Origin of the sequence: Martelella endophytica (genome assembly GCF_000960975.1) — a bacterium.
Lineage (GTDB): Bacteria > Pseudomonadota > Alphaproteobacteria > Rhizobiales > Rhizobiaceae > Martelella > Martelella endophytica.
In genome coordinates, this window is sequence record NZ_CP010803.1 from 137,932 (window position 1) to 163,465 (window position 25,534).

The following is a 25,534-nucleotide window of genomic DNA, read 5'->3' on the forward strand; positions in this document are numbered from 1 at the left end:
ACCGAAAGGAACCGCCGATGCAGCGGACCCCGCTCACCCATTACGACGCCCTCATCTATGTCATGGTCATGGCCTCCGCCGTCGACAGCGCCATGAGCGACACCGAGCTTGCCCGCATCGGCCAGATCACCCGTTCGCTCCCCGTCTTTTCAGGCTTCGACGCCGGCCGGGTGACCGATGTCGCACATGATTGCGCCGAGATCCTCTCGGGTAACGAAGGCATGGATATTGCTCTCGAAATCATCCGCGACACCCTGCCCGAGCGGCTCCATGACACGGCCTATGCACTGGCGGTGGAAATCGTCGCCGTCGATGAGACGGTCCTTCCGGAGGAAATCCGGCTGCTGCAGCTTATTCGCGACAGGTTGCAACTCGACAAGCTGACCTGCGCCGCAATCGAGCGTAGCGCCATCGCCCGCTACCGCCACCCATAAATCCAACCGAATGCCGACAGCGACTCACTGCATTCTGCCTGCAGCGGGCCTGCGCTAACGTTTTTCAGGCTTCCCAGCCTTGATTGCAGCTGCAGCTTTGCGGCTTCCATGCCGCATATGCTCACGCGATCTGCGACCTATTTCAGAAAAAGCACATATAATAGGTTGAAAATGTCGCAGGCAAAAAGAAGCAATTACATGTTGAAATTTTTTCCGTGACTCCCTTTAATGTGGTTATTGCGGCGGTAACAATAAAACCATGTTGGGGGAATAGCATGGACAATTCAGGCCGGCTCGATACCCGTATTGCGATTTCCGATGACACACTGGCGCCGACATACGGTCACCCGCTTGCGGCCGAGCGCCGCATGCTTCGCCGGCTCGCATTTCCAGATGCGCTGATCGACGCCGCCCTGGCCGCAGCCCTCGCCAATCGCACGACGATCGAACGGGAACTGCTCGCGGCGGGCGGAGTTACACCGGAACAGTATTATGCCGTGCTGGCGGACTATCTGTGTCTGCCCTTCATGCCGGAACTGCCCGCCGCCTCTGTCATCGATCGCCCGCATCTCGACAAGCTGCTTCTCGATCCGCGCGGTCTGCGGCTCGAGGAAAACGACGGCATGACGACCTTCGCCATCGTGCCGCGCGCCAACGACCTCGCGAGCCTGCACCGGCGCCTGGCGCTTCATCCCGAACTTCGCAGGCGCGTGGTGGTCACCTTGCCGTCTGCCGTGCGCAGCACCGTCTGGGAGGTCGGCAGTCGGCGGCGGCTGACCAACACGATCCACCGGCTGTTTTCCTGGCAGCCGCGCTTTTCCGCGCGGATCGTGTTCTGGGGCAAGCAGGGATTTCTGATCGGCAGCGCCGCCGTGGCACTTCTGGCGGGGCTTGCCATCGCAACCGGACCGACGCTTCTCGTCGTCCACATGCTGATGTCGCTCTTCTACCTGCTCGCCATCCTCATCAGGCTTGCCGCGCTCCGCAGCCGGCCGCTGCCGGTGACAGCGCTGCCGGACATGAACAGCCAGCGGCTTCCCGTCTATACGGTGATGATCGCGCTCTACCGCGAGGCAAACATGATCGGCCAGCTCACCGACAATCTGCGCAAGCTGAACTGGCCGGCTTCCAAGCTGGACATCAAGCTCGTCTGCGAGGCGGATGACGGCGACACCATCGCGGCCATCATCGCCGCTCGCCTGCCGCCGCATTTCGAGCTGGTTACGGTTCCGCCCGCCCATCCGCGGACCAAACCGAAGGCTCTCACCTATGCGCTGTCGGGCGCCCGCGGCCAGTTTCTGACGATCTACGATGCCGAGGACCGCCCGCATCCCGACCAGTTGATGGAGGCGTGGCGCACCTTCGAGGCCGGCCCACCGGAACTCGCCTGCCTGCAGGCGCCCCTCACCATCACCAACGGCACGCAGAGCTGGATCACGGCGCTGTTTGCCTGCGAATATGCCGGGCTGTTTCGCGGCATCCTGCCGTTTCTCGCCCGCCACCGCTTCCCGATGCCGCTTGGCGGCACCTCCAACCATTTTCGCACCGATGCGCTGATGAAAAGCCGCGGCTGGGACCCCTATAACGTGGCCGAGGACGCGGACCTCGGGCTCCGGCTGCACCGGCTCGGCTATCATTGCGGCGTCATCGTCGCGCCGACCGGCGAGGATGCGCCGACCACCATCAGGAGCTGGACGGCGCAGCGCTCGCGATGGATCAAGGGCTGGCTGCAGACCGTGCTGGTGGCGCTGAGGGAGCCGGGGCGGCTGCGCGACGAACTCGGCGTCGTCGGCTTTGCCGTTTTCCTGCTGAACGGCCTCGGCATGATCGTCTCCGCGCTGCTGCACCCGCTGTTGTTTCTGGCGCTGGCGATCACCATCGCGACCGTGATGATGCCGGATTACAATCCGGGCCTCGTCCATCAGCTGCTGTGCGGTGTCGACCTCGCCAACATCCTGATCAGTTACTGGGCGTTCCTGAAACTCGGCATGTCGCGGATGACGGCCACGGAGGTTGGCCAGCTGCGCACCGACGCCTTCTATGTGCCGTTCTACTGGCTGATGTTGTCCTATTCGGCGTGGAAGGCCTTTCTGGAACTCTACCGCACGCCTTTCCTCTGGCGCAAGACCGCTCACCGCCCGAGTTCGACCTGAGCGGCCTCGACGCGTGCGACGGGAAAGCCGCACCCGCCCGTCCCGTCAGCGATAGGCGAAGAGATCGGCATCGGGATCGGCCTTGCCGGCAACCCATTGGCTGACGATCTGTCCGGCGATCATGCTGAAGGTGATGCCGTTACCGCCGAAGCCCATCACCGAAAAGACGCGGCGGCATCCAGGGGCACAATCGATGATCGGCAGTCCGTCATCCGTGTTGCCGAAGCGCGCCGCCCAGTGATAGGCGAAATCGTCGACCTTGGAACCCAGAAGGGCTTCAAGCTTGTTGCGGATACGGGCGATCTTGCGCGCCATTTTCTCGGTGTTCTCGATCGAACCCGCCGCGGCCTCATCCTCGCCGCCGGCAATGATGCGGCCGTCGGGCGTCGTGCGGAAATAGAGGTAGGGATCGCTGCCCTCCCAGACGATGTGGGAGGCAAGCCAATCCGGCCGCGATGCGTGCGGTGGCGTCGCTGCGGCCCATGTGGCGATGATCTGGTGATGCTTGCTCTGCATCGGCTTTAAAAATTCGTAGCCGGTGCAGAAAATCACATGGCCTGCTGAAAGGAGCCTGCCATCCGAGGTGGCCAGCACGACCTCTCCATCGCTTTCGCGATAATCGGTCACCTCCACCGGGCTGCAGATCGAGACATCGGGTCCAAGCGAACGGAACAGGCCGGCCGTCAGCTGCGCCGGATTGGCGGAGGCGGAACAATCCGAACGGATGGCGCCCGCTCTCTCAAGCCCGTATTCCTGCCCGAGTTTGCCAGCCTCCAGGAATTCGGCGGAAAGCCCGTTCTCGGCCCGCAACCCGGCTTCCTTGCGAAGCACGCCGGCGCCGTATTCGTCACCGGCCAGAAACAGGGCCCTCTTTCTTTCCCACGCGCATTCGATCCCGTGGGTCTCGACAAGGCTTTCGAGGCCTTCGACCGCCTTTGCCGATCTCTGCCAGGCCCTGATGGCGCGCGTCTCGCCGAGGAGACCCGCAAGCTTTGTCAACGGCAGATCGATTTCGTACTGGATCATCGCCGTGCTCGCCATCGTCGAGCCGTGCACCGGGCGGCGTCTGTCCAGCACCAGAATACGCCGCCTGCCATCGGCCAGCATACGGGTTATCAGGGCCCCGGAAATACCGGCACCGACGACGATAACATCATAATCCTTGCGGTCCGGCGTGGATTGCGTTTCGACCCTGATATTCGGCGTCGCAGCCCAGAACGGCCGCGCCGCCCTAAGGTCAGTCTTGTTTGTGATGGCCACTGAACAAAATCCCAGATCGTTGCCAGAAACAAATCCCTGAGATGCGCTTCGGTTCCACACAGCCGCAGAAAACGCGGTTCACTGCCCCCCCCCCAGAACCGTCGCGACCAGACTTGCCGACCCTCAGCTTGCCTCGATGCGCACCGGTGCGCCCTCGTAGGTGGGGGTCTGGTAGCGCTTTTCGTGATAGGAGAGCGGCAAAAGGCCGTTTAGCTCCGGATAATATCCGGCCACGCATCCGGCGGCAGGTCGTAAGGTGTCACCGTCAGCCCTTCGACCCGACGGTCGATCCCGTCGTCGAAATCCGACACCACCGTCACCCGCTGCCCCTCGCGCCACTTGAGCCGCTCCATCTCCTCGCGATTGATCAGGATGATGTCGCGACTACCGCCCAGACCCCTGAGGCGATCGGAGAAGCCGTAGACAGTCGTGTTGAACTGGTCGTTGGAGCGGAGTGTGACAAGCGTCCATGGGAGCGCCGCGTCGACGAAAGCGCTTGCGCCAAAAACGATATCGAGCACCGGATGACCAAAGCAAAGCCCCCATGGACCAACGGCCAGGTCGAAAGGATGAACCGCACCATCAAGGACGCGACCGTCAAGCGCTTCTATCATGAGAGCTACGACCAGCTACGCGGACACCTCACCGACTTCATCAACACTTACAATTTCGCCCGCAGGCTCAAGTCCCTCAAGGGTCTCACACCGTAAGAATTCATATGCAAGACATGGACTTCACAGCCGCAACGCTCCAAACTCAATCCAATCCGTCAAATGCCGGGACTGAACATCTAGCCACGATGGGACGCTGGCAGCGCACGGTCTCGGAGCCATTGCAAAGGTGCCGCGCGCCAGCGTCCCTATCATCGCGCAGGGCCTTGCCGGGCCCATTTGCACGGCGAGCCCTCAAAGGGTCAGATTGATCCCTGCATCGTCGCTGGCGAAGACATGTGATTTTTCCATGACGAAGCGGAAGCGGAAAGCCTCTCCGCGGATGGAATCGTCCAGTCCCGCGGCATCGTCGGTCGGAACCCGGGCCGTGAACGGCATGCCTTCGAGATCGAAGTGAACATAGACCTCGTTGCCCATATGCTCGACCAGCCGGACAGGTCCGGTCGCCTCGGCGACCACGGCCTTCTCATCGCGCCGAAGTGCGGCACTTTCCGGTGTCACTATATGTTCCGGACGGATGCCGAAACGAACGCTCTGGCCGATATGGCCGGAAAGTTTCGCGGCGTAGTCCTTCGGCAGCGACAGCAAAGTGCGTTCCCCCAGAAGCAGCGCGGCAGAGCCGTCATTCCCGACAATGGTGGCGGTGTGGATATTCATCTCCGGTGAGCCGATGAACCCGGCTACGAACGCGTTGGCGGGACGTTCGTAGAGCCTCGTCGGCACATCGACCTGCTGGATCGTGCCTTCCTTCAGCACGCAGATGCGCTCGCCCATCGTCATCGCCTCAACCTGGTCGTGCGTGACATAGATGGCCGTCGAAGGCTGTCCGGCATTGCGCAATTCGCGATGCAGCTCCGTCAGACGGACGCGCATGGAGGCGCGCAATTTGGCATCGAGGTTGGACAGCGGCTCATCGAACAGGAAAACCTCCGGCCGCTTGACGATGCAGCGGCCGACGGCAACGCGCTGGGCCTGACCGCCCGACAGCTGCTTGGGGTAGCGATCGAGCAGATTGACCATCTCCAAGAGCTCGGCGGCATGCATCACGCGCTGCTTGATCTCCGCCTTCGGCACATGGGCGATCTTCAGGCCAAGCGCCATGTTGTCGTAGACCTTCATATGCGGATAGAGCGCATAGTTCTGGAACACCATGCCGATGCCGCGCTGCTTCGGCGGCAGCTTGTTGACCGTAGCCGAGCCGATCTTCAGCTCCCCGTCGGAAATCTGCTCGAGGCCGGCCACCATGCGCAGGATCGTGCTCTTGGCGCAGCCCGACGGGCCGACAAACACCATGAATTCGCCGTCGCGAACGTCGAGATCGATGCCGTGAACGGCCTCGAAACCGTTCGGATAGACCTTGCGAATCTCGCGAAGACTGACATTGGCCATTGGTTCACTCCCTTTGTCTTTCTGGATGGAGACCGCTCCTCTACAGTCTGTGGCCACCACCCGTTCCCTCCCGTGGAGGGCCTATTTTCCGGTTGGCGGCGGACCGACAGACATGCGCTCCACCAGTTGCATGGTCATGCTCACGCGCCGCCTGGACGTCAGACGGCCGGCGGCCTGTTCGGCGAGCATGCGGATGGCAAGCCTGCCCATTTCGCCGCGCTCGATATGCATCGTCGACAGCGGCACCTCGCAATGGGCACTGATCGGCAGATCGTCGAAGCCGATGACAGAAATATCCTCCGGCACTCTGTATCCGGCGGAAATCAGCGCCTGCGTCACGCCAATCGCCAGCATATCCGAGGCGCAGACGATGGCCGTCTGATCGAACCCGCCGTCCTTCAGTCGCTGGAGGATTGCGTTGCTGGCATCAAGGCTCGAGAAATTGGAACTGCCGGTATCGAGGACATCGCGTTTCGGATCAAAGTCGATGCCGGCCGCCTCCAGCGCATGGCGCATGCCGTCGACTCGCTGGGCGACAGTGTCGCGATAGATATGCGACACGTGGAGAAAGCGCTTATGCCCCTGTTCGATCAGGTGCTGCGTTGCTGCATAGGAACCGTAATAATGATCCGGCGAAATGCTGGAAATCCGCATCATCGGATCCATGCCGTTGACGATCACGGCGGGACATCCGAGCGCGGCGACGGCTTCGACGATCGGCTTCTGGTCGATGCCGAGCAGGATGACACTGTCCGGGCGTCCGCGCCGGAACAAGGATTCCGGTGAGATGGCAGTGTAGCCGTCGCCGATCAGCGCCAGATCGAGCACCACATCCCAGCCAAGGTGACGCGCCTCGTCCGTCAGTCCCCGCATCGTGTCGACGTAATAATGGTCGTTCGCGGCATAGCGGTCGAATGTGACGATGGTGACCGAGCCGATCTCGGCCCCCGGCTTCGGTTTTGTTTCGGGACGCCGATAGCCGAGTTGCTCGACCACCTGCATCACCCGGCTGCGATTGTCCTGGCTGACACCGACGCGGTCGTTCAGCACCTTTGAAACCGTGCTGATCGAAACGCCTGAAGCCTCGGCAATATCATGCAGCGTTGCTGCGGTTGCCGGCTTCCTGCCCCTCGTTCTGACGATTTCGTCACTCGTTTGCATGTCTTCGTTTCCGACCATCCCGGCTCCCTCCGTGATTCCATCCCAAAGGGCACCAGTTTCCGGCCTGACACGCAAGCTCTCTTGCGCGTGCCGGCATTCCCGACATTAACAACACAGCACGAAAAAGGAAATATGATTCTTTTATTTTCTTTTTTCTCGTCCATTATCGACGCGACAAGATCCATCAAACAGGCCTAAAACAACGTGTTCTGCCAGTTAAGCCCTATTCGAACTGACTTTTGCCCGCATCCGCTGGCCTAAAATCTATTGACTCCGGAAAGACACGGGAGCATTTTCTCTATATCGGTATTTTCGCTTATTATTTTCCATTTATTTTCCATTTTCGGGAAATTTCTGGGGGATACGGGCGACGCCCGGCCATTTGGGAAGAGCGACCGAGGATCGTTGCCGCGGCGGAGGCGTGCGGCGAGCAGTAAACTTGACCAGGCGCGCGTTCACGCCGAACGGCTTCAATGCGCGCCAGTGGAGGAAAAACGATGAAATTTGCCAACAAGCTGGCGCTTGGCACCGCCGTCGCGCTTTTCGGACTGATGGGCGTTGCCCAGGCGGAAACGACCGTGCGCATCATGGGCATCGAGCCCAATGACGTGCAGGAAAAGACCATCAACCAAGAGGTCTTCGACGCCTATCAGGCCGAACATCCCGATACCAAGATCGAGATGGAATATCTCGAGAACTCGGCCTTCAAGTCGAAGCTGCCGACGGTGCTTCAGTCCAACAAGCGTCCTGATCTCTACTGGTCGTGGGCGGGCGGCGTGCTCGACGAGCAGTTCGAAAGCGGTGCGACGCAGGATATCACGGCAGCGGTGAAGGACGATTTCGCCGCGACCATCCCGCCGGGACCGGTCCAGAGCTTCACCGTAGACGGCCAGATCGTCGGCGGACCAACCAAGGTCTCCCTGATCGTGCTCTGGTACAACAAGGCGCTTGCCGAGCAAGCCGGCGTCGATGTTTCCGCAATCGAGACATGGGATGATTTCCTCGCCGCGGTCCAAAAGGCCAAGGATGCCGGCGTGACGCCGATCGTCGCAGGCGGCAAGGACAAGTTCCCGCTGCATTACTACGTCGCCTATCTGGCAACGCGGATCATGGGCGTCGATGGACTTGCTGCCGCGCGCGCCGGCGAAGATGGCGGTTTCAACAATCCCGACTTCATCAAGGCGCTCACCGAATTCAAACGGCTTGCCGACCTTGAACCCTTCCAGGATGGTTTCGCCAGCGCCACCTTCGCCAAGGAGAGCGGCATGTTCGGCGATGGCGGAGCGCTGTTCGAACTTGCCGGCCAGTGGAACTACTCGACGCAGAAAGGCAATTCGGCCAGCGGCAAAGGCCTGCCGGAAGACGAGCTCGGCATGACCACCTTCCCCGCGGTTCCCGACGGCAAGGGCGATCCATCGGATGTCGTCGGCGGCGTCAACGGCTGGGTCGTCACCAAGGATGCGCCGGCCGAAGCGGTCGACTTCCTGAAATACTGGGTCTCCAAGCCCGTCGTGGAAAAATATGCCGCCGCCGGCCAGTGGATCCCGGTCGCCAAGGGCGCGGGTGAGGCTCTCACCAACCCCTATTTCCAGACAGTCTCGAAAATGGCCGGCGACGCCGCCCATCTGCAGCTCTATCTCGACCAGGCCTTCGGCCCCAATCTCGGCGCCACCGTCAACGATGTCGCGGCCGATCTCGCCATCGGCGCGATCACACCCGAGGAAGCAGCCCAGCAGCTCGAAGACGAACGCGAGATGGAATGATCCTCCCGCGTCCCGGCGGGCCCAGGCCCGCCGGGGCATTTCTCCAATTCCCGTTGCAAATTCCGGCGCGCCGAGCGCCGCTCTGCCAGGCATGAAGCGCGCATGTGCCGCGCCTCGTGCCCGGACTGCAGGAGGACAGGATGTCTATCGATACGAGTGGGGGCGCCCTCACCGAGGCTCAGGCCACAAAGGTCTTGTGGCGGCCGTCGAATGCAGTGGTGACCTTTGTCATCTTCATGTTGCCGGCACTAATTCTCTTCACCACCTTCGTCATGCTGCCGATGATCGATGCCGCGCACTTCTCGCTTTACAAGTGGAACGGCTACGGCACACCGACGGAATTCGTCGGGCTTGATAACTTCGAGCGCCTAGCCGGAAACCGCATCTTCCTGCATTCCTTCGGCAATTCGATGAAGATCATCGCGGCTTCGCTGTTCATCCAGCTGCCGGTCGCCCTGATCCTCGCTCTGCTGATCTATGAAAAGCACTGGTCGAACACGGTCTTCCGGCTGATCTTCTTCTTGCCCTACATTCTGGCGGAAGTGGCCAGCGGCCTGATCTGGAGCTTCATCTTCGATGGCGACTATGGCCTGGCAGCGGAAATCTCGCGCTGGCTCCACGTCGACAATTTCTACATCCTCGCCGACCGGCAATGGGCCTTCACCGCGATCCTGACGGTGATCGTGTGGAAATATTTCGGCTTCCACATGATGATCTACATCGCCGGCCTGCAATCGATCCCCAAGGACCAGATCGAGGCGATCACCATCGATGGCGCCGGGCCGCTGCAGGTGATCCGCTACGTCAAGCTGCCAATGCTAAAGCCGGCGCTCACCATGTCGGTGTTCTTCTCGGTCATCGGCGCGATGCAGGTCTTCGACATCATCATCCCGCTGACGAATGGCGGCCCATCGAACCTGACGCATTCGATCGTCAGCTTCCTCTACACCTTCGGCCTGCAGCGGATGAATATCGGCTTCGGCAGCGCGGTCGGCATCGTGCTGTTCCTGTTCTGCGCCACCTTCGCCTTCACCTACCGTTCGACGTTCCAGCGTGAAAAAGGAGCCCGATGATGAACACCGAAACCATGTTCGGCTGGCGCACGGCCCTCAAGATCATCTTCCTGCTGCTGATGAGCTGCGTCATCCTCGGTCCGCTCTCGATCACCGTCTTCGGTGGCTTCAAGACGCTCGGCGAATTGCGGGTATCGCCGATCGGGCTGCCGCACGAATGGGTGTTTTCCAACTATGGCGATATTCTCGGCTCGGCTGAATTCTGGGGCTATCTCAAGAACTCGCTGGTGATCTCGATTTCCTGCGTGCTGCTGACGCTGATCGTCTCCGGCATGGCAGCCTATTGCTTCGCCCAGCTCCACTTCTTCGGCAAGAAGATGCTGTTCGCCTATTTCACGGTCGGCATGATGTTCCCCTTTGCCACCGCCATCCTGCCGCTGTTCATCAAGATCCGCGATCTCGGCCTGCTCGACACCCCGGTCGGCGTCATCTTCCCCCAGGTCGCCTTCGGGCTCGCCTTCTCGATGATGCTGTTTCGCGGCTTCTTCGAGCAATTGCCGAAGGAACTGTTCGAGGCCGCCCAGATCGACGGCATCGGCTATATGGGCTTCTTCTTCCGCTTCACCCTGCCGCTTTCCGTACCGATCCTGTCGACCGTCGCCACCTTTGTCTTCGTGCAGAGCTGGAACAACTTCCTGCTGCCGCTCGTCGTCCTCAACGAACAGCCCGCCTACACCTGGACGCTCGGCATGATGCAGTATCGCGGCGCCTACATGACCGACTGGAGCCGTGTGCTCGCCTTCGTCACGCTGACCATGGTGCCGGCTGTCGTCTTTTTCTTTGCCGCACAGAAATATATCGTCGCCGGACTGACCGGCGGAGCCGTCAAGGGTTGATGCGCGTCTCGTTACACAAAGGTCTTTTGAAATGACAAAAATCGTCAATCCGATCCTTCGCGGCTTCAACGCCGATCCGGCGATCTGCCGCGTTGGCGACGACTACTATATCGCGACCTCGACATTCGAGTGGTTTCCCGGCGTGCAGATCCACCATTCGCGCGACCTGAAGAACTGGGAACTGGTGAAGCGGCCGCTCGACCGCGCCTCCCAGCTCGACATGCGCGGCGAGCAGGATTCCGGCGGGGTCTGGGCGCCGTGCCTGACCTATGCCGATGGGCTGTTCTGGCTGATCTATACGGACATGAAACGCGCCGAAGGCGACTTCAAGGACGCCTTCAACTACCTTGTCACCGCGCCATCCATCGAAGGACCATGGTCCGACCCGGTCTATCTGAACGCCAGCGGTTTCGATCCCTCGCTGTTTCATGATGACAACGGCCGCAAATACCTGACCAACCAGCTCTGGGACTACCGCCGCAAGCCTTCCGCCTTTGCCGGCATCGTGATGCAGGAATACGACCACACCAGGCGCAAGCTCATCGGAGAGCCGCGTGTCGTCTATCACGGCACCCCGGCAGGCATTACCGAAGGTCCGCATATCCATAAATTCAACGGCTGGTACTACATGATCACCGCGGAAGGTGGCACCGGCTACAATCACACGGTTTCCTGCGCCCGCTCGAAATCCGTCGATGGGCCTTATGAAAACCATCCGGACCTGCACATCCTGACCAGCCGCAACGATCCGCAGTCGCCGATCCAGCGCTCGGGGCACGGCTGCATCGTCGAAACGGCGGATGGCGAGTATTACATGACCCATCTGATGAGCAGACCGCTCCCCGGCATCAGGCGCAGCGTGCTCGGCCGAGAAACGTCGATCCAGAAGGTCGACTTCGATGCCGATGGCTGGCCGCGGCTCGCCGGTGGCGGCATGGCGCCCAGCCTGGAGGTCGATCCGCCGCAAGGCCTTGATGTCGGCCCCGAGAAAGCTGACGCAACCGATACCAGCTTCGACACGCTGGACCTGCCGATCGAGTTCCAGTGGCTGCGATCGCCCGAGCCCGAACGGCTGTTCAGCCTTGCCGCGCGGCCCGGTCACCTCAGGCTTTTTGGCCGCCAGTCGATCGGCAGCTGGTTCGAGCAGGCGCTTGTCGCCCGCCGGCAGACGGAATTTGCCTGTGCGGCGGAAACCGAGACGGACGCCACGCCAAAGACGTTTCAGCAAATCGCCGGCCTGATTGCCTATTACAACCGCTCGAAATTCCACTATCTTGCGATCTCGGGCGACGGCAAGGGCGGACGCGAACTCTCGATCATCTCCTGCAACGGGGCCTGGCCGGAATCCAGTCTCACATTTGCGCTCGGCACCGCCGTCGCGCTTCCGGCAACAGGCAATATCCGCCTCGGCCTCGATATCGACGGTGTTGTCCTGCAGTTCCGCTATGCCGTCGAAGCTGGCGACTGGGTCAAGATCGGCCCGACGCTCGATGCCTCGATCCTTTCGGATGAAGGCGGCCGCGGCGTGAACGGCAGCTTCACCGGCAACTTCATCGGCATGGCCGCCTACGATCTCGCCGGTGGCGATTTCACCGCCGACTTCGACAGCTTCTCCTACAAGAACCGTTAGGACCAGATGGCAGCCGAAGAACGGCGTTGTTGTTTCGAGGAGATCCGCGACGTTGACAAAAAAGGCCGGAGCCGAGCGCTCTGTCGCCTCAAAAGGGCATGGCCAAGCCGCGCGTCGGGTACCTTCAAATGACTGGAGCGGGTAGTGGGAATCGAACCCACGCGTTCAGCTGGGGAAGCGACCCAATTCACGAAAAGAAACAGCGCGGCGTTTCAATCGAAATGGTGCCCGTGCCAACTCACTTTACTCGCATTTTCATTGTTTGCACGGCAAACATCGAGTTCGGACATCTGCCTTTCGCAGCTCTATCATGAGATAATCTTGTCTGTTCGCAGGAACCTGCGAACAGACAAACGACTCGATCACCACAAGGTATAACCACCGTCCACGATATGGATCGATCCGGTGGTGAAGCTCGACGCGTCACTCTTGGCAGCAGCGACCAGCACATGAGATCCCGTCGCCGAAGCCAAGATATTCGCTCAAGCTCTTGTGGCTGTAGCCACTCTTCTGAAACGAAGCAGAGAACGGATCAACGGAACTGCTAGTGTCAGGATGGCTGCTGTCAATAGGACGACGGTAATCGGCCGCGTGTAGAGGAAATCATAGCTTCCGCCCGAAAGGGAAAGCGCGCGGCGGAAGTTGGCTTCGGCCATCGGCCCCATGATCAGCGCCAGAACGATCGGCGATGCAGGGAAACCCCATTTCTGCATGAAGTATCCGACCACACCGGCAGCGAGCATGATGTAGACATCAAACATCGAATTGTTCAGGGCGTAGGTGCCCACGATGCAGAGCGCCAGGATCGCCGGCGTCAGGATGGAGCGAGGAACCTGCAATACGCGCCCGAGAATGCGCATGGCGCCGAAGGACATGAACACCATGACGATGTAGCAGAAGAGCATGCCGACAAAGAGCGTGAACACGAGATTCGCATGTTCCTGGAAGAGCAGCGGTCCAGGCTGCAGTCCCTGCAAGGTCAGTGCTCCGAGCATGATGGCGGTAACCGCATCACCCGGGATGCCAAGCGTCAGCATGGTCAGAAGCGCACCGCCGGTGCAGCCGTTGGCGCCGGCCTCGCAAGCGGCCACGGCGGTAATTTCACCCTTGCCGAAGTTCTCCGGGGTCTTCGAGAACCGACGCGCTTCGTTATAGGCAACATATGCGGCGATGTCTGAACCGGCGCCGGGGATCATGCCGATCAGAGTCCCCATGCCTGCCGAACGGAGAACCGTCAGCAGCAAGCCACGATACACATTCCACGGCGGCAGCAGCCGGCCAAGCGACATCTTGGCCTTCAGGTTGACGGCGCCTCTTTCAAGCGTCGAGAAAGCCTCGGCCGCAGCAAAAAGCCCGATCATGACCGGAATGAAGGGCACCTGGTAGAGTTCTGTGAAGCCACCGGTGAAGCGCGGGAAGCCGCCCATCGGGTCCATGCCGACGGTGGCCAGAAGCAGGCCGAGAAAACCGGCAATCAGGCCCTTGATGGGCGAGCGGCCGGAAATGCCCGAGATGATAGACAGACCGAAAACGGCCAGCGCGAAAGATTCCGCGGCGCTGAAGTTCAGCGCGAAGCGCGCGATGATCGGCCCGAGAAAGATCAGAACAATGACGCTTCCGGTGCCGCCGAGAAAGGCAGAAATCGCAGCCGTGCCGAGGGCGAGACCTGCCTTGCCCTTCTTGGTGAGTTCATAACCGTCGAGCGCCGTGGCGGCGGCTGCCGGCGTGCCGGGAATACGCAACAGGATCGCCGTTGCCGTGCCGCCATGCACGGCGCCGAAGAACACGCCACAGATCATCAGGAGACCGGAAACCGGATCCATTCCGAAGGTGAAGGGTAGCATGATTGCGACACCCATGGCCGCTGTCAGTCCCGGCATGGCGCCGATGACGATGCCGAGCGCCACGCCGCACACGGCCAGCACAAGCGCAAACGGGTTGGCGGCCAGATTGGCAACACCCTGCATAAGCATATCGAGCTGATACATATCTTTTTTCCTTCTTCAGGCTCGACTTATTCGAAGAGACTGCCCGTCGGCAGCGGCACCATCAGCCCACGCGAAAAGGCGAAGTAGATGATGGCGGTCAGCGCGATCGATATGAGGGCGTTGACGATGATGTTGCGACGGCCCATCAGCCACATCAGCGCAAAGAGCAGGACGGCAGCGGGGGCCGGATAGCCGACGAAATTGATCGCCGCCACGCAAAGCGCGGTGATCGCCACGCCGAGCGCGACGTTGCCGTATCGCGGCTTTTCTTCCTCAGGCTCGGCCGGAACGACTTCGGCGCGGAAGGCCTGAATGAGCATGACCACGCACAGCACAATCAGCACCGTCGCGAAGATGACCGGGAAGCGCCCCGGACCGATATCGGCGCTCAGGCGGATCTGGGGAAAGTTCCGTGTTTCGAGAATGGCGAGAACGGAGATGCTGCTCAGTACGATCGCGATGATGATGAGGGCAATCCTCTCACCCTTCGTGATGGTCTGACGGATGGGCGCGTTTTGGGTTTGTTCGGTCACTGCCGTTCCTCCCGGCTGCCGGAGAACCCGGCAGCGTTGTGCCGGGTTCCGGAAAAGACGTTATCAGTTCTGGGTAAGGCCGATCCGCGGAACGAGATCGGCGAAGAAGGCGTCATCGCGTTGGATTGCTTCTTCGAATTCCGGCGCATCCAGATAGGCGAAGGTCATCTTCATGGCCTTCATCTGCTCCTGGAAGGATTCCTCTTCGGCTACCGTCTTCACCAGCTCGCGCAGGGTGTTGACGACATCTTCCGGCGTACCCTTCGGTGCGAACAGCCCGCGCCAGGTCCCGACATTGACGTCATAGCCAAGCTCGGAAAGCGTCGGAACATCCGGATAGAGCGTCGAACGATGATCGTCCATCACGGCGAGGATGCGAAGCTGACCGGCGTCAACGTAGTTCGAGACTTCTGCCGGCGAAACGCTGACGGCCTCGATGTGCCCACCAAGCAGAGCCGTCACGGCCGGATTGGCGCCATCAAAAGGAACGTTGTTGAACTGGGCATCGGCGGCTTCGCCGAATGCGGCGGCGGCGAGATGATAGATCGCGCCTGTGCCGGAATTTCCGACGCGGATCTTTCCGGGCTCTTCCTTGGCGGAGGCCAGGAATTCCTCAAGCGACTGCCAGGGCGAGTCAGCGCGCACGGTAATGGCGGCGGGCTCTGCGTTCAGACGGGCGATCGGCTGGAACGAATCGGCCTGGAAGGCAGCAAGACCGAGATGCGGCAGCGTGGTGATTTCAACGAAACCCATCGCAATGGTGTAGCCATTGGGACGAGCGGCCATCAACTGCGTCAGGCCCACGGCGCCACCGCCGCCAGCCTTGTTGACCACACCCATGGACTGCGGGAAGACCTTGTTGGCGTGATCGGCGAAGGCGCGGGTCAAGAGGTCGGTGCCACCACCGGCAGCGGTCGGGACGATGACTTCCACCGGGCGCGTAGGGTAGTCGGCAGCGGCAGCGGCGGTAACGAGCGAGGCGACGCCAAGAAGCGCACCAGCAAATGCGGGTAGAAATTTCAATTGAACCTCCCGGGGTTACTTTTTTGAGGTACGCCCTTGCGGGCGCAGGTGTGCGAAAGTCTTGGGAGGCTTTCGCAGGTTGGGCGATCCGCGCGACGTTGCCGCAACAGGACAACGAACCTCGCGCGAACCGTCAGGGCGCGCTTCAGCCTGGTGTTCAGGCGGAAGCGGAAGACAGGAAACCAAGCGCCGCCGCGAAGCGGTAAAGCCCCGCTGGCGCCGTGTTTCCAAGCAGAACGGGTTCGCACTCGCAGGCAATCCTGAAGCCTTCGACATAGCGGGCACAAAGGTCGCCATCGCCGATAACAGGAAGCTTCATGTCCGCCCGCATGCGCCCGCCAAAGCGGTTGCGCGCCGAGACGAGCTCATGACCAATGACGATCCCGGAGAGATAGTCGGCGAGCGCCGCATGCTCCATGCGGCCGAACAGGCCCATCGTGCGTGCGGAAAAGATCTGGTGAGCGAGATCGCCGGGGCCGCTTTCAAGCGCAAGCTCAATGCCCTTGGCAAAGGCGGCAGCGGCGACATCTGCGGCCGGCTTCCGGTCCTCCGGCATCAGCCGGCCGAGGATGGTGGCGCGCCTCAGCGCACTGAAAAGCTCGCCGGTCATGTAGCTGTGAAAGGCCTCGATAGTGCCGCCCCTGACCTCGACCCACTTGGAATGGGTGCCGGGCAGAACGATCAGACGTTCGGCACCATCGCTGACGTCCTCGCCAAGCGCACCGGCAATCTGGATTTCTTCGCCACGCATCACGTCGGGGCAGCCATTTTCGGGATCGTAGCTCAGTCCCGGTGCGATCAGTATCTCCACACCCAAAGGCGCCTTGATGCTGACGGCCTTCGAAGCGAGGCTGTGGGTATCGGCCGGGCAAGGCACATAGGGCGCTTCGCGCCAGCCCTGCGCGCTGCCGACCATGCCGCATGCCACGCCGGCACGGATATTATGTTCTTCCACCCAGTTGCCGCACAGCGAGACGAAGGCCTGTTCGAAGCCTTCCGTGCCTTCGGCGGGCAGGTTCTGGATGCCGTGCCGGCTGGCGCGGGTTTCCAGTACCTTGCCGTCCTCATCCATCAGAAAACCTCTGAGGCTGGACGTCCCCCAATCGAGCGCTATCAGCGCAGTCATTCCATTACTCCTTTGGTGTCCAACCGAGTTCGGCGGAAATTGCATCGGCCGTCGCCCGCACCACCGGCCCCAGAGACCGCATGCGTTCTTCCGGCATGTACGGCACCGCGCTTGCGATGCTCACACCGGCGACAGCCTCACCCCGGACATCGAAGACCGGTGCGCCGACGCAGCGAATGCCCAACTCGTTTTCCTCGAAATCGAGCGAGAAGCCTTCGCGAACATATTCATCCATCCCTTCTTCGAAGACGCTCCAAGGCGCCAGTTGCGGGCGTTCATCGCTCTGGGCGCTGAACGCGCAGGCCTGTTCATAAAGGCCTTTCCAGGTCGATTTCGGCAGGCCGAGCATCAGGCCCTTGCCAACACCGGTCGAGGCGGCCGGCATGCGCTTGCCGATACGCGAGCGCATTTCCAGGCCCCGACGACCGGGGATCTTCGAGAGGTAGAACAGGGTGGCGCCATCGAGCTCGGCCAGATGCACCGTGTCATTGGTCTTGCGTGCCAGTTCTTCGAGATGAGGCTTGGCAAGCGCCACCAGCGGACGCTGTTCAAGGCCCACCATTCCGAGCCGGATCAGCTTGGGGCCGATCAGATAGCCGCTATAGGGAACGTGATGCAGGTAGCCCTCGGCGACCAGATTGCCGAGCATGCGGTGTACCGTGCTGCGCGGCTTGCCGATTGCCGCCGAGATGCCTTTCACGTCCGAGATCCCGTCAGCCACGCATTCGAGAATGGCAAGGCCACGGCTCAGTGTCTGCGTGCCAGCGGGAGCACCCTTTGGGCTGTCATTCGAGGTGGTGTCTTCGGTTGATGTCATTGGTTCAGACCTTTGCCTTTGTCCTACTGCTGCCAGTAAAGTGTGTCAAATAAATAATTTACGTTTCACTATATGAGACATTGAGGCGTAAGGAAAGAGAAAATCGCAACCTCCGCGCCTGTCGGCGCGAAGATACAATCCAGGCCGCCAGCCATGTTTGGCAAAAGCGATACGCAGTGCTGACCGCTTACTGCGGGACCTTCGCCGGGATCGGCCGGCCGGAAAAATGGGCCGCCAGGTTTTCGGCGAACAGATCGGACATGGCCTTGCGTGTCTCGTGGGTAGCACTGGCCATATGCGGGGTCAGCACGGCGTTATCGAGTGCCTTCAAAGCATCGGGCACATGCGGTTCTTCCTCGAAGACATCGAGACCCGCGCCGGCGATCGTGCCGTTCTGAAGGGCCGCGATCAGAGCGGCTTCATCAACCACCGTTCCGCGGGCAACGTTGATCAGATAGCCTTCCGGCCCGAGAGCGGCGAGGACCTCGGCGCTGATGAGGCCGCGCGTCGACGGACCGCCGTAGGTGGTGGCAACGAGGAAATCGACGTTGGCGGCAAGCGCTGCCGGTGTTTCATGGAAGGCGTAGGAAATGCCGTTGATCGGAGCGCGATCAGTGTAGGCGATCTCCATCGAAAAGGCTTCGGCGCGCTTGGCGATCGCAGTTCCGATGCGTCCGAGACCGACAATACCGAGCCGCGAACCGCTAACCTTCTTGGTAAAGGGAAAACCGCCGTCCACCCATTTTCCCTCGCGCACGAAACGGTCGGCGACCGGGGTGCGCCGGGCCACGGAAAGCATCAGGCCGATGGCGTGATCGGAAACATCGTCCGTCAGGACACCCGGCGTGTGGGTAACGATGACGCCCTGTTCATGCGCGGCAGCCGCATCGACACCATCATAACCGACGCCAAAGACCGACAGGATTTCGAGATTGGGAAACTTTGCGATGAACTCGGCCGTGACGGTCGATTCGCCGTTGGCTGCAATGGCGCGGATGCGCGGAATGAGAGCCTCGAATTCGCCGCGCGCCACAACGTCTTCGTAGCGATGGTAGCTGTAGGCCTCCTCCATCTGGCGGTCGAGCTTCGGCGGCAGCGGCGCGACGGAAAGCACATCGATAGACATTCTGATTTCCCTTTTTTGACAAAGCTTCGCCGCTAGGGTCAGCCGACGTTTACAGCCACCCTTTCGCAGAGAAGAAGAAGATGATGAGAGCGCCCGACAGACTTAACCTTTCGGGCGCACCTGGTCTTTCGAGCCGTAACCGGCTTAGCTTTGAGCGCCAATGATCCGGCGATACTCGGCCACCAGCGCCCTTGCGGACGCGGCGATTTCCTCGACGGACTTACCGGATTTATAGAGCGTGGAGCCGAAGCCGAAGCCGGCAGCGCCCTTTTCCATGAAGGCCGCCATATTGGAGACGTCGACGCCGCCAACCGGCAGAAGTCTTGTCCCCTTGGGGAGAACCGCCTTGATATCCGGCAGATAGTCAGGTCCCATGCGGCCCGCGGGAAAGATCTTCACCGCGCTCGCGCCGGCCTTCAGCGCCTGAAAGCACTCCGTCGGCGTCAGCGCGCCGGGCATGGTCGCCATTCCGAAGGAGACGGCCCTGCCGATGACGGCGGGATCGACATTCGGCGAAACCATCAGCGTGCCGCCGGCTTCATGCAGCCGGTCGACATCGGTAACATCGAGCACCGTGCCGGCGCCGACGAGGACGTTTTCCGGCAGCCGGGCCGCGAGCCTTGCGATGGAGGCGAAGGGATCGGGAGAGTTCAGCGGAACTTCGATGAAACGGAAGCCGGCAGCAATCACCGCATCGGCGACAGCATCGACCTCATCCACCTTGACCCCACGCAGGATGGCGACGAGCGGCATGGCCGCAAATGCGTCGTCCAGAATATCGAGACCCTTTACCATTCTGCGATGCTCCCGTCTTCGTGCCGCCAGATCGGATTGCGCCAGCGATGGCCTTCCTGCGACCGTTCGATGATCTTTTCTTCGTCAATGCTGACACCGAGGCCGGGCTGATCGAGGACCGGCAGATAGCCGTTTTCGATCTTCAGCGGCGTCGGATCAGTCACGTAGTCGAGGACGTCATTACCCTTGTTATAGTGAATGCCCATCGACTGTTCCTGGATGAAGGCATTGTGGGAAATGAAGTCGAGCTGCAGCGAGGCGGCAAGCGCGATCGGCCCGAGCGGGCAATGCGGCGCAAGCGCGACATCATAGGTTTCCGCAAGCGTGGCGATCTTCATGCCTTCGGTGATGCCACCGCAATGGCAAAGGTCGGGCTGGACGATATCGACCATGCGGCCTTCCAGGATGGCGCGGAAATCATAGCGGGTGAACATCCGTTCGCCGGTGGCAATCGGGTAGGAAAGTCCGGAGGCGATCTGCGGCAGGCAATGGAGCTGCTCGGAGAGCACCGGCTCTTCGACGAACAGCGGATGAATCGACTCCAGTTCGCGCAGCAGCGTCTTTGCCATGGGACGATGGACGCGGCCATGGAAATCGATAGCAATGCCGACATCGGGACCGACGGCTTCGCGGGCCTCGGCGGCACGGGCGACGGCCTCATCCACCTTGCGATGGCTGTCGACGATCTGCATCTCCGGGGCGCCGTTCATTTTGAAGGCAGTGAAGCCCTTGGCGACGACTTCCTTCGCCTGACGGCCGATATCACCGGGGCGATCGCCGCCGATCCAGCAATACATGCGCATCTTGTCGCGCACCGCACCGCCGAGCAACTGGTGCACCGGCACGCCGAGCGCCTTGCCCTTGATGTCCCACAGAGCCTGGTCGATGCCGGCAATGGCGCTCATCAGGATCGGGCCGCCGCGGTAGAAGCCGCCGCGATAGAGCATCTGCCAGATATCCTGAATATTGCGGGGGTCCTTGCCGATCACATAGTCGGAGAGCTCCTCGACCGCGGCCTGCACGGTGGCGGCGCGTCCTTCGATGACAGGCTCGCCCCAGCCGACGATACCTTCATCCGTCTCGATCTTGAGGAACATCCAGCGCGGGGGCACCTGCCAGGTTTTGAGTGCGGTGATCTTCATGTCCACGTCCTTTAATTCGCACGATGCCGGCCTGTCCGGCGTGCGGGATGTCAAAGGACAAATGTTTTGCACCCGCGCGCCATCAGGTCGCAGGTGTTGTTCTAGGCGCAAGCACAAAGTATGTCAAATAATGATTTTATATCTCATATATTGAGATACTTTTCAATAGCTATCGGACAACTTTCTTCCAAACCCAGCTACGTGCTGCCATATCACCCAGAACAGGCATCAGACTGCAGCAAGGTCTCGTGCGAAGTCGGACCGAATGCTCGCCAGAGACCAGTGATTCGTTGTCGTGGGTTTGAACTCAAAGCCGATGCGCCCATCATAACCGCTATCGAGCAGCCACCGGAGCCGCCGAACAAGGTCGACCGTGCCGCTGCCCGGTTCGTGTCTTCCCGGATGATCTGCAACATGGACGTGAACGATCTTGTCGACATGGCCCGAAAGCGTTTTCTCGAACGGCTCTTCCATGACGGCAGAGTGGTAAAGGTCATAGACAACACCGACCTCTGCCCGCCCGACCTTTTCAATGATCTCAAACGCCTCAGACGTTGAGCCGAGATAATAGCCAGGGTGATCGGCACGCGTATTGAGAGGCTCGAGACCAAGGCGCACGCGGGACCCGGAAAGGATGTCGGCGGCCTGCCGCAAGGCAAGGACAAGCGCCTCCCTTTGCGACCTCCGATCGGCGCCATCTACTACATTGCCGGCCTGCGCTATCAGGACTGGCGCTCCTAACCGTTCAGCAACCGCAATGGATTGCTCAAGCCCAGCCAACCAATTCGCATGGTTGGCTGGATCAGTCAGCGGAATCAGAGGTTCGGCCACACAGCCCGCAACCGCTATGTCGTATTCTTCAACCGCCCGACAAATGGCATCGATATCTTTGTTCGACCACAGCCAGAACTCAAAAGCATCAAAGCCCGCATTTGCGGCACGGAATATGCGGTCCACAAACGCGTCGGATGGCTCTGCAAAAAGCCATTCGAGGCAGGCAGAAAATTGCGTTTTTGACATGATAGGACTCATTTGGTTTGGCTCAGGCAGCTATCGGTTTGGCACTTGGCGATCGAGCTAAGCGGCTTTGATAAGCCCAGCTTTGCAGGCAACCAGATAGAGGCCGGAGGCCGATGCGTTGTCGATATAATCGGCGGGCGGACAACCAAATACTTGCAAGGCTTCCTGATAGCGCCTGCAAAGAGCCTGTTCACCAATCAATACCAATGGAACGCCAGGATCTGTCCGCCGCGCCAGACTTGCCGCTATTTCGTTGCCGATCAGCAACCCGGAAAGATAATCGCTGAGGACATTGCCAGCCAAATCGCCGGCCAGCCCGTGCGTTCGCACACCAAACAGCAAGTGTTGGAGACGGTCCGGGTCAGCTGCCGAGACCGCAAGTCCCTTTTCGAATGCCCGTCCGGCGGCCTCCCCTTTCGATGGCGTTTCAGACATCAGACGCCCCAGTATCGAGTGGCGCTTGAGCACCGAAAACAGTTCACCGGTCATATACGTATCGAAGTCGACAACCCTGCCCTGGGAGACGCGGACCCATTTTGAGTGCGTGCCCGGCAGAAGAAACACGGTGTTGACGCCAAGCGTAGGATTTTGCGCAAGAGCGCCTGCGATCTGGATTTCCTCACCCCGCATGACATCCGGTTGGCCATGGTCCGGGCGATAGATCATGCCCGGCGCTATGACGACTTGCTCTCCCGTCTCAGTTGTGACGTGGACTGAAGCATCCGCCAGTTGGGTGAAATCAGCTGGGCAGTCAATATATGGCGCCTCTTTCCAACCCTGGGCACTGCCGACCATGCCGCCGGCAATCACCGGCAGGCCTGCCGGCCAGCCATCGCGAATATCTGAAAACGCTTTCTCGAAACCGGCCCCACCCGGCTTCGCTAGGTTCTGAATGCCGCAATCGCTTGATCGCGTTTCCAGGACCGCTCCATCAAAATTCATGAGATAGGCACGAAGGGCCGACGTTCCCCAGTCGAGTGCGATCAGCGATGCCTGCCCCTCTTTCCAGTTACTGGTCATGGTCGAATACGCGCCCCGTTCTCGGGTTCAAAAAAGTAAAGCTGATCCTCCGGCAGGTTGATCTGGATCTTTTCACCAATCCGGACCCTGAGGCGTTCATGGAGCACGATCGCCAGGCTCTGACCCGCAACAGAAACAACCAGGTGCGTATCTGCGCCCATAGGCTCAACAGCTTCGACCTGCGCAGGCAGGCCGTCTGTGTCGACGCGCACCTGCTCCGGCCTGATACCAACCGTCACCGGTCCGGCATGCGTTCTCAGTCGGCCTGCCGGAAAGCTCAACTGATCATCGATTGCAATCCGGCCCGTCACCGGATCGACCGCGCGCGCTTCTATGAAATTCATCGATGGTGACCCGAGGAAGCCGGCGACAAAACGATTGTCGGGATCATCATAAAGATCAAGCGGCGACCCCATCTGCTCGATTACGCCGTCGCGCATGACGACGATCTTGTCAGCCATTGTCATTGCTTCGACCTGGTCATGGGTGACGTAGATCGTGGTGGTTTTGAGGCGCTCATGCAGCGCTTTGATCTCTATGCGCATCTGCACGCGCAGTTTCGCATCGAGGTTCGACAGCGGTTCATCGAACAGGAACACCGAAGGGTCTCGGACGATCGCACGGCCCATGGCCACCCGCTGACGCTGGCCGCCCGACAGCTGTCCGGGATAGCGTTCCAAAAGGTCGTTCAGGCCCAGAATGTCGGCGGCGCGATTGACCTTCTCATCGAACTCGGCCTTACCCGCTCTGCGCAGGCGTAGCGAAAAACCCATGTTTTGTGCCACTGTCATGTGCGGATAAAGCGCATAGTTCTGGAACACCATCGCAATGTCGCGTTCCTTGGGCGCAAGGTCATTCAAAACCTTGCCGTCGGATGAAAGCTTGCCACCAGTAATCGGTTCGAGCCCCGCGATCATGCGTAGAAGTGTCGATTTCCCGCAACCGGACGGGCCGACCAGCGTAACGAACTCACCATCCCTTATATCAATGGACACGCCATGCAGGACCTCATGGGCACCGTATGACTTGCGAACCTTGTCAATCGTGATTGAAGCCATGATTTTTGACCTCCCGTAAGCGGAGCGGTGTCAAAACCGCCGGGCGCTCATTGTCCTTCAACGCACCGGTGAAATCGGTTCTACCGGAACAGCTCCTGAATTGATCTTTTACCGGGCAGCGGAGATGTGCTCCTCGCACACCCCGCCACCCCTTGCTTGCGCCTATTCCGGCCACCGATCATCCGGCCGCCAGAAAGCAAGCTTCGGCGTGTTCCACTGGTCTGTAGGCAGGAACGCAGTTCCGGGCGTCCGGAGATTTTCCTCGATTGCCTCATAGTTCAGGTCGACACCAAGGCCCGGCTTCTCCGGAACCTTCACGAAGCCGCCGTCCATGTAATCATCGTCGAGCCCGGTCACGAGAGACTTCCAGAACGGTAGGTCCAGCCCGTGATGCTCGAGCGCGAGGAAGCTTGAGATCGCCGTTGCACAATGGACATTCGCCATGAAGGCGATCGGCGAGCCGGCGAAATGGAGTGCCGTCGGAATTCCCGCCTCCTCAGCATCGTCGGCGATACGCTTGGTCTCGAGCATGCCACCAGAGGTAAGGAGGTCAGGATGAATAATGTCGAAGGCTCGCATTTCGATCGCTTCCTTGAAGCCAGCGCGCAGAAACAGTTCCTCGCCGGCGGCAATCGGGGTCAGCAGCGCGTCGGCGACGCGCTTGTGGGCGGCCATGTCGAAGAAGGGAACCGGATCCTCGATCCAGACGAGGTCATAGGGCTCGAGCGCCTTGCCGAAGCGGATCGCCTCGTCGGTCATCATGTAGCCCTGGCCGAAATGGTCGACGCAAAGCTGGATATCGGGACCGACGGCCTTGCGCACCGCGGCGACGACTTCGACGGCGTTCGCTATGCTTTTTTCGGTCAGCTTGACGCCACGGCCTGCGCCCGGTGCCTTGAAGATACTGGCCGGCCAGAAATCGTAGTCGTAAGGCGCGTCATGGCCGATCAGGATCTTTTCGTCGCGCTCGAACAAGCTCGGGCGCAGGTCGAACTTGATGAAGGTGAGCCCCATGTCGCGGCGACCTTCGACGGCCTTGACGAAATCCTCGACGCTCGGATTGTCGGGCGTCGGCGTGTCGCCGTAAAGGCGCACGCGGTCCCGGTATTTGCCGCCGAGAAACTGGTAGCACGGCACGCCGTAGATCTTGCCGATCAGATCCCAGAGCGCGATCTCGATGCCCGAGACGCCGCCGCCCTCGCGGCCCCAGCTGCCGAATTTCTTCATGACGTTGAACAGCATGTCGACATTGCAGGGGTTCTGGCCGATCAGCATGCTCTTGAACTGCAGCGCATTCTCAACATGGCCGGCATCGCGAACCTCGCCGATGCCATAGACACCCTGATTGGTGTCGATGCGCAGGATCGGGTAGTCATAGTTCGATGCGACCACCGCCAGCCGTATGTCGGTGATCCTGATGTCGGAAGGCCGCGAATGGATGTTCACGGCGTCTTCGACGCGGCCGATTTCTTCGTTTTCCCTCGTGTTTGCAGACATGTCTGACCTCTTGAATGTT

The 25,534-nt window shown here is 60.5% G+C and carries 22 protein-coding genes, 1 tRNA gene and 1 pseudogene; 7 read left to right on the forward strand and 17 right to left on the reverse strand.

Annotated elements, in window-relative coordinates; all coding sequences use genetic code 11:
- Nucleotides 1-17 precede the first annotated feature (17 nt).
- Both TM49_RS00650 and TM49_RS00655 read left to right on the forward strand, forming a co-directional pair.
- On the forward strand, nucleotides 18-434 hold the full coding sequence (locus TM49_RS00650; protein WP_045679100.1) for a tellurite resistance TerB family protein: 417 nt from the start codon (nucleotides 18-20) through the stop codon (nucleotides 432-434).
- A gap of 275 nt (nucleotides 435-709) precedes the next feature.
- Entirely contained in the window at nucleotides 710-2,587 is a 1,878-nt protein-coding gene (locus TM49_RS00655) for a glycosyltransferase family 2 protein (RefSeq protein WP_052699644.1), read from the forward strand.
- A gap of 45 nt (nucleotides 2,588-2,632) precedes the next feature.
- Here the strand turns inward: TM49_RS00655 and TM49_RS00660 are convergent, their stop codons facing one another.
- Both TM49_RS00660 and TM49_RS22850 read right to left on the reverse strand, forming a co-directional pair.
- Entirely contained in the window at nucleotides 2,633-3,847 is a 1,215-nt protein-coding gene (locus TM49_RS00660; RefSeq protein WP_045679101.1) for an NAD(P)/FAD-dependent oxidoreductase, read from the reverse strand.
- Nucleotides 3,848-4,056: 209 nt separating this feature from the next.
- Complete coding sequence (locus tag TM49_RS22850) at nucleotides 4,057-4,368, reverse strand: hypothetical protein (protein WP_201777074.1); 312 nt, start codon at nucleotides 4,366-4,368, stop codon at nucleotides 4,057-4,059.
- Between TM49_RS22850 and TM49_RS00665 the strand changes: the two are divergent.
- Nucleotides 4,336-4,641: pseudogene (locus tag TM49_RS00665) on the forward strand (integrase core domain-containing protein); the annotation flags it as partial. The gene TM49_RS22850 and the pseudogene TM49_RS00665 overlap by 33 nt on opposite strands.
- Before the next feature lie 111 nt (nucleotides 4,642-4,752).
- Here TM49_RS00665 and TM49_RS00670 read toward each other — a convergent pair.
- Nucleotides 4,753-5,907 (reverse strand): ABC transporter ATP-binding protein, encoded by a 1,155-nt coding sequence (locus TM49_RS00670; protein ID WP_045679102.1) that lies wholly within the window; start codon nucleotides 5,905-5,907, stop codon nucleotides 4,753-4,755.
- 81 nt (nucleotides 5,908-5,988) lie between these two features.
- Nucleotides 5,989-7,068, reverse strand: a complete 1,080-nt coding sequence (locus TM49_RS00675; protein ID WP_158498590.1) for a LacI family DNA-binding transcriptional regulator — start codon at nucleotides 7,066-7,068, stop codon at nucleotides 5,989-5,991.
- 497 nt (nucleotides 7,069-7,565) lie between these two features.
- Between TM49_RS00675 and TM49_RS00680 the strand changes: the two genes are divergently transcribed.
- The 4 genes from TM49_RS00680 (at nucleotide 7,566) to TM49_RS00695 (ending at nucleotide 12,370) form a co-directional block, all read left to right on the forward strand.
- Nucleotides 7,566-8,831, forward strand: a complete 1,266-nt coding sequence (locus TM49_RS00680; RefSeq protein WP_045679104.1) for an ABC transporter substrate-binding protein — start codon at nucleotides 7,566-7,568, stop codon at nucleotides 8,829-8,831.
- Nucleotides 8,832-8,971: 140 nt separating this feature from the next.
- Entirely contained in the window at nucleotides 8,972-9,904 is a 933-nt protein-coding gene (locus tag TM49_RS00685) for a carbohydrate ABC transporter permease (protein WP_052700006.1), read from the forward strand.
- The gene (locus tag TM49_RS00690; protein ID WP_045684547.1) at nucleotides 9,904-10,740 is read left to right on the forward strand and encodes a carbohydrate ABC transporter permease; all 837 of its coding nucleotides are present in this window, start codon (nucleotides 9,904-9,906) and stop codon (nucleotides 10,738-10,740) included. The genes TM49_RS00685 and TM49_RS00690 overlap by 1 nt, the downstream gene beginning before the upstream one ends.
- Before the next feature lie 31 nt (nucleotides 10,741-10,771).
- Nucleotides 10,772-12,370, forward strand: a complete 1,599-nt coding sequence (locus TM49_RS00695) for a glycoside hydrolase family 43 protein (protein ID WP_045679105.1) — start codon at nucleotides 10,772-10,774, stop codon at nucleotides 12,368-12,370.
- Between the two features lie 133 nt (nucleotides 12,371-12,503).
- On the opposite strand, the gene TM49_RS23560 is transcribed toward TM49_RS00695, so the two are convergent.
- The 13 genes from TM49_RS23560 to TM49_RS00755 form a co-directional block, all read right to left on the reverse strand.
- A tRNA-Gly gene (locus TM49_RS23560) sits at nucleotides 12,504-12,621 on the reverse strand.
- 231 nt (nucleotides 12,622-12,852) lie between these two features.
- On the reverse strand, nucleotides 12,853-14,358 hold the full coding sequence (locus TM49_RS00700) for a tripartite tricarboxylate transporter permease (protein WP_045679106.1): 1,506 nt from the start codon (nucleotides 14,356-14,358) through the stop codon (nucleotides 12,853-12,855).
- A 26-nt stretch (nucleotides 14,359-14,384) separates the two neighbouring features.
- Complete coding sequence (locus tag TM49_RS00705; protein ID WP_045679107.1) at nucleotides 14,385-14,891, reverse strand: tripartite tricarboxylate transporter TctB family protein; 507 nt, start codon at nucleotides 14,889-14,891, stop codon at nucleotides 14,385-14,387.
- A gap of 63 nt (nucleotides 14,892-14,954) precedes the next feature.
- The gene (locus tag TM49_RS00710; RefSeq protein ID WP_045679108.1) at nucleotides 14,955-15,914 is read right to left on the reverse strand and encodes a tripartite tricarboxylate transporter substrate binding protein; all 960 of its coding nucleotides are present in this window, start codon (nucleotides 15,912-15,914) and stop codon (nucleotides 14,955-14,957) included.
- Nucleotides 15,915-16,071: 157 nt separating this feature from the next.
- Nucleotides 16,072-17,040 carry a 2-dehydro-3-deoxygalactonokinase gene (locus TM49_RS00715; protein ID WP_144409412.1) on the reverse strand — a complete coding sequence of 323 codons (969 nt, stop codon included), beginning with the start codon at nucleotides 17,038-17,040 and terminating at the stop codon, nucleotides 16,072-16,074.
- Between the two features lie 4 nt (nucleotides 17,041-17,044).
- The gene (locus TM49_RS00720) at nucleotides 17,045-17,857 is read right to left on the reverse strand and encodes an IclR family transcriptional regulator (RefSeq protein WP_045679110.1); all 813 of its coding nucleotides are present in this window, start codon (nucleotides 17,855-17,857) and stop codon (nucleotides 17,045-17,047) included.
- A 187-nt stretch (nucleotides 17,858-18,044) separates the two neighbouring features.
- Complete coding sequence (locus TM49_RS00725) at nucleotides 18,045-18,983, reverse strand: 2-hydroxyacid dehydrogenase (protein WP_045679111.1); 939 nt, start codon at nucleotides 18,981-18,983, stop codon at nucleotides 18,045-18,047.
- A gap of 144 nt (nucleotides 18,984-19,127) precedes the next feature.
- Nucleotides 19,128-19,778: a 2-dehydro-3-deoxy-6-phosphogalactonate aldolase gene (locus tag TM49_RS00730; RefSeq protein ID WP_045679112.1), complete on the reverse strand. Its 651-nt coding sequence runs from the start codon at nucleotides 19,776-19,778 to the stop codon at nucleotides 19,128-19,130.
- Nucleotides 19,772-20,920 carry a galactonate dehydratase gene (gene dgoD, locus TM49_RS00735; protein ID WP_045679113.1) on the reverse strand — a complete coding sequence of 383 codons (1,149 nt, stop codon included), beginning with the start codon at nucleotides 20,918-20,920 and terminating at the stop codon, nucleotides 19,772-19,774. Before dgoD ends, TM49_RS00730 begins: the two co-directional genes overlap by 7 nt.
- A 228-nt stretch (nucleotides 20,921-21,148) precedes the next feature.
- Nucleotides 21,149-21,940 (reverse strand): TIM barrel protein, encoded by a 792-nt coding sequence (locus tag TM49_RS00740; protein WP_045679114.1) that lies wholly within the window; start codon nucleotides 21,938-21,940, stop codon nucleotides 21,149-21,151.
- 57 nt (nucleotides 21,941-21,997) lie between these two features.
- On the reverse strand, nucleotides 21,998-22,960 hold the full coding sequence (locus tag TM49_RS00745) for a 2-dehydro-3-deoxygalactonokinase (RefSeq protein ID WP_045679115.1): 963 nt from the start codon (nucleotides 22,958-22,960) through the stop codon (nucleotides 21,998-22,000).
- Nucleotides 22,957-24,018, reverse strand: a complete 1,062-nt coding sequence (locus tag TM49_RS00750; protein WP_045679116.1) for an ABC transporter ATP-binding protein — start codon at nucleotides 24,016-24,018, stop codon at nucleotides 22,957-22,959. The genes TM49_RS00745 and TM49_RS00750 overlap by 4 nt, the downstream gene beginning before the upstream one ends.
- 162 nt (nucleotides 24,019-24,180) lie before the next feature.
- A complete protein-coding gene (locus TM49_RS00755; protein WP_045679117.1) occupies nucleotides 24,181-25,515 on the reverse strand; it encodes a mandelate racemase/muconate lactonizing enzyme family protein in 1,335 nt (444 codons plus the stop codon).
- Nucleotides 25,516-25,534 lie beyond the last annotated feature (19 nt).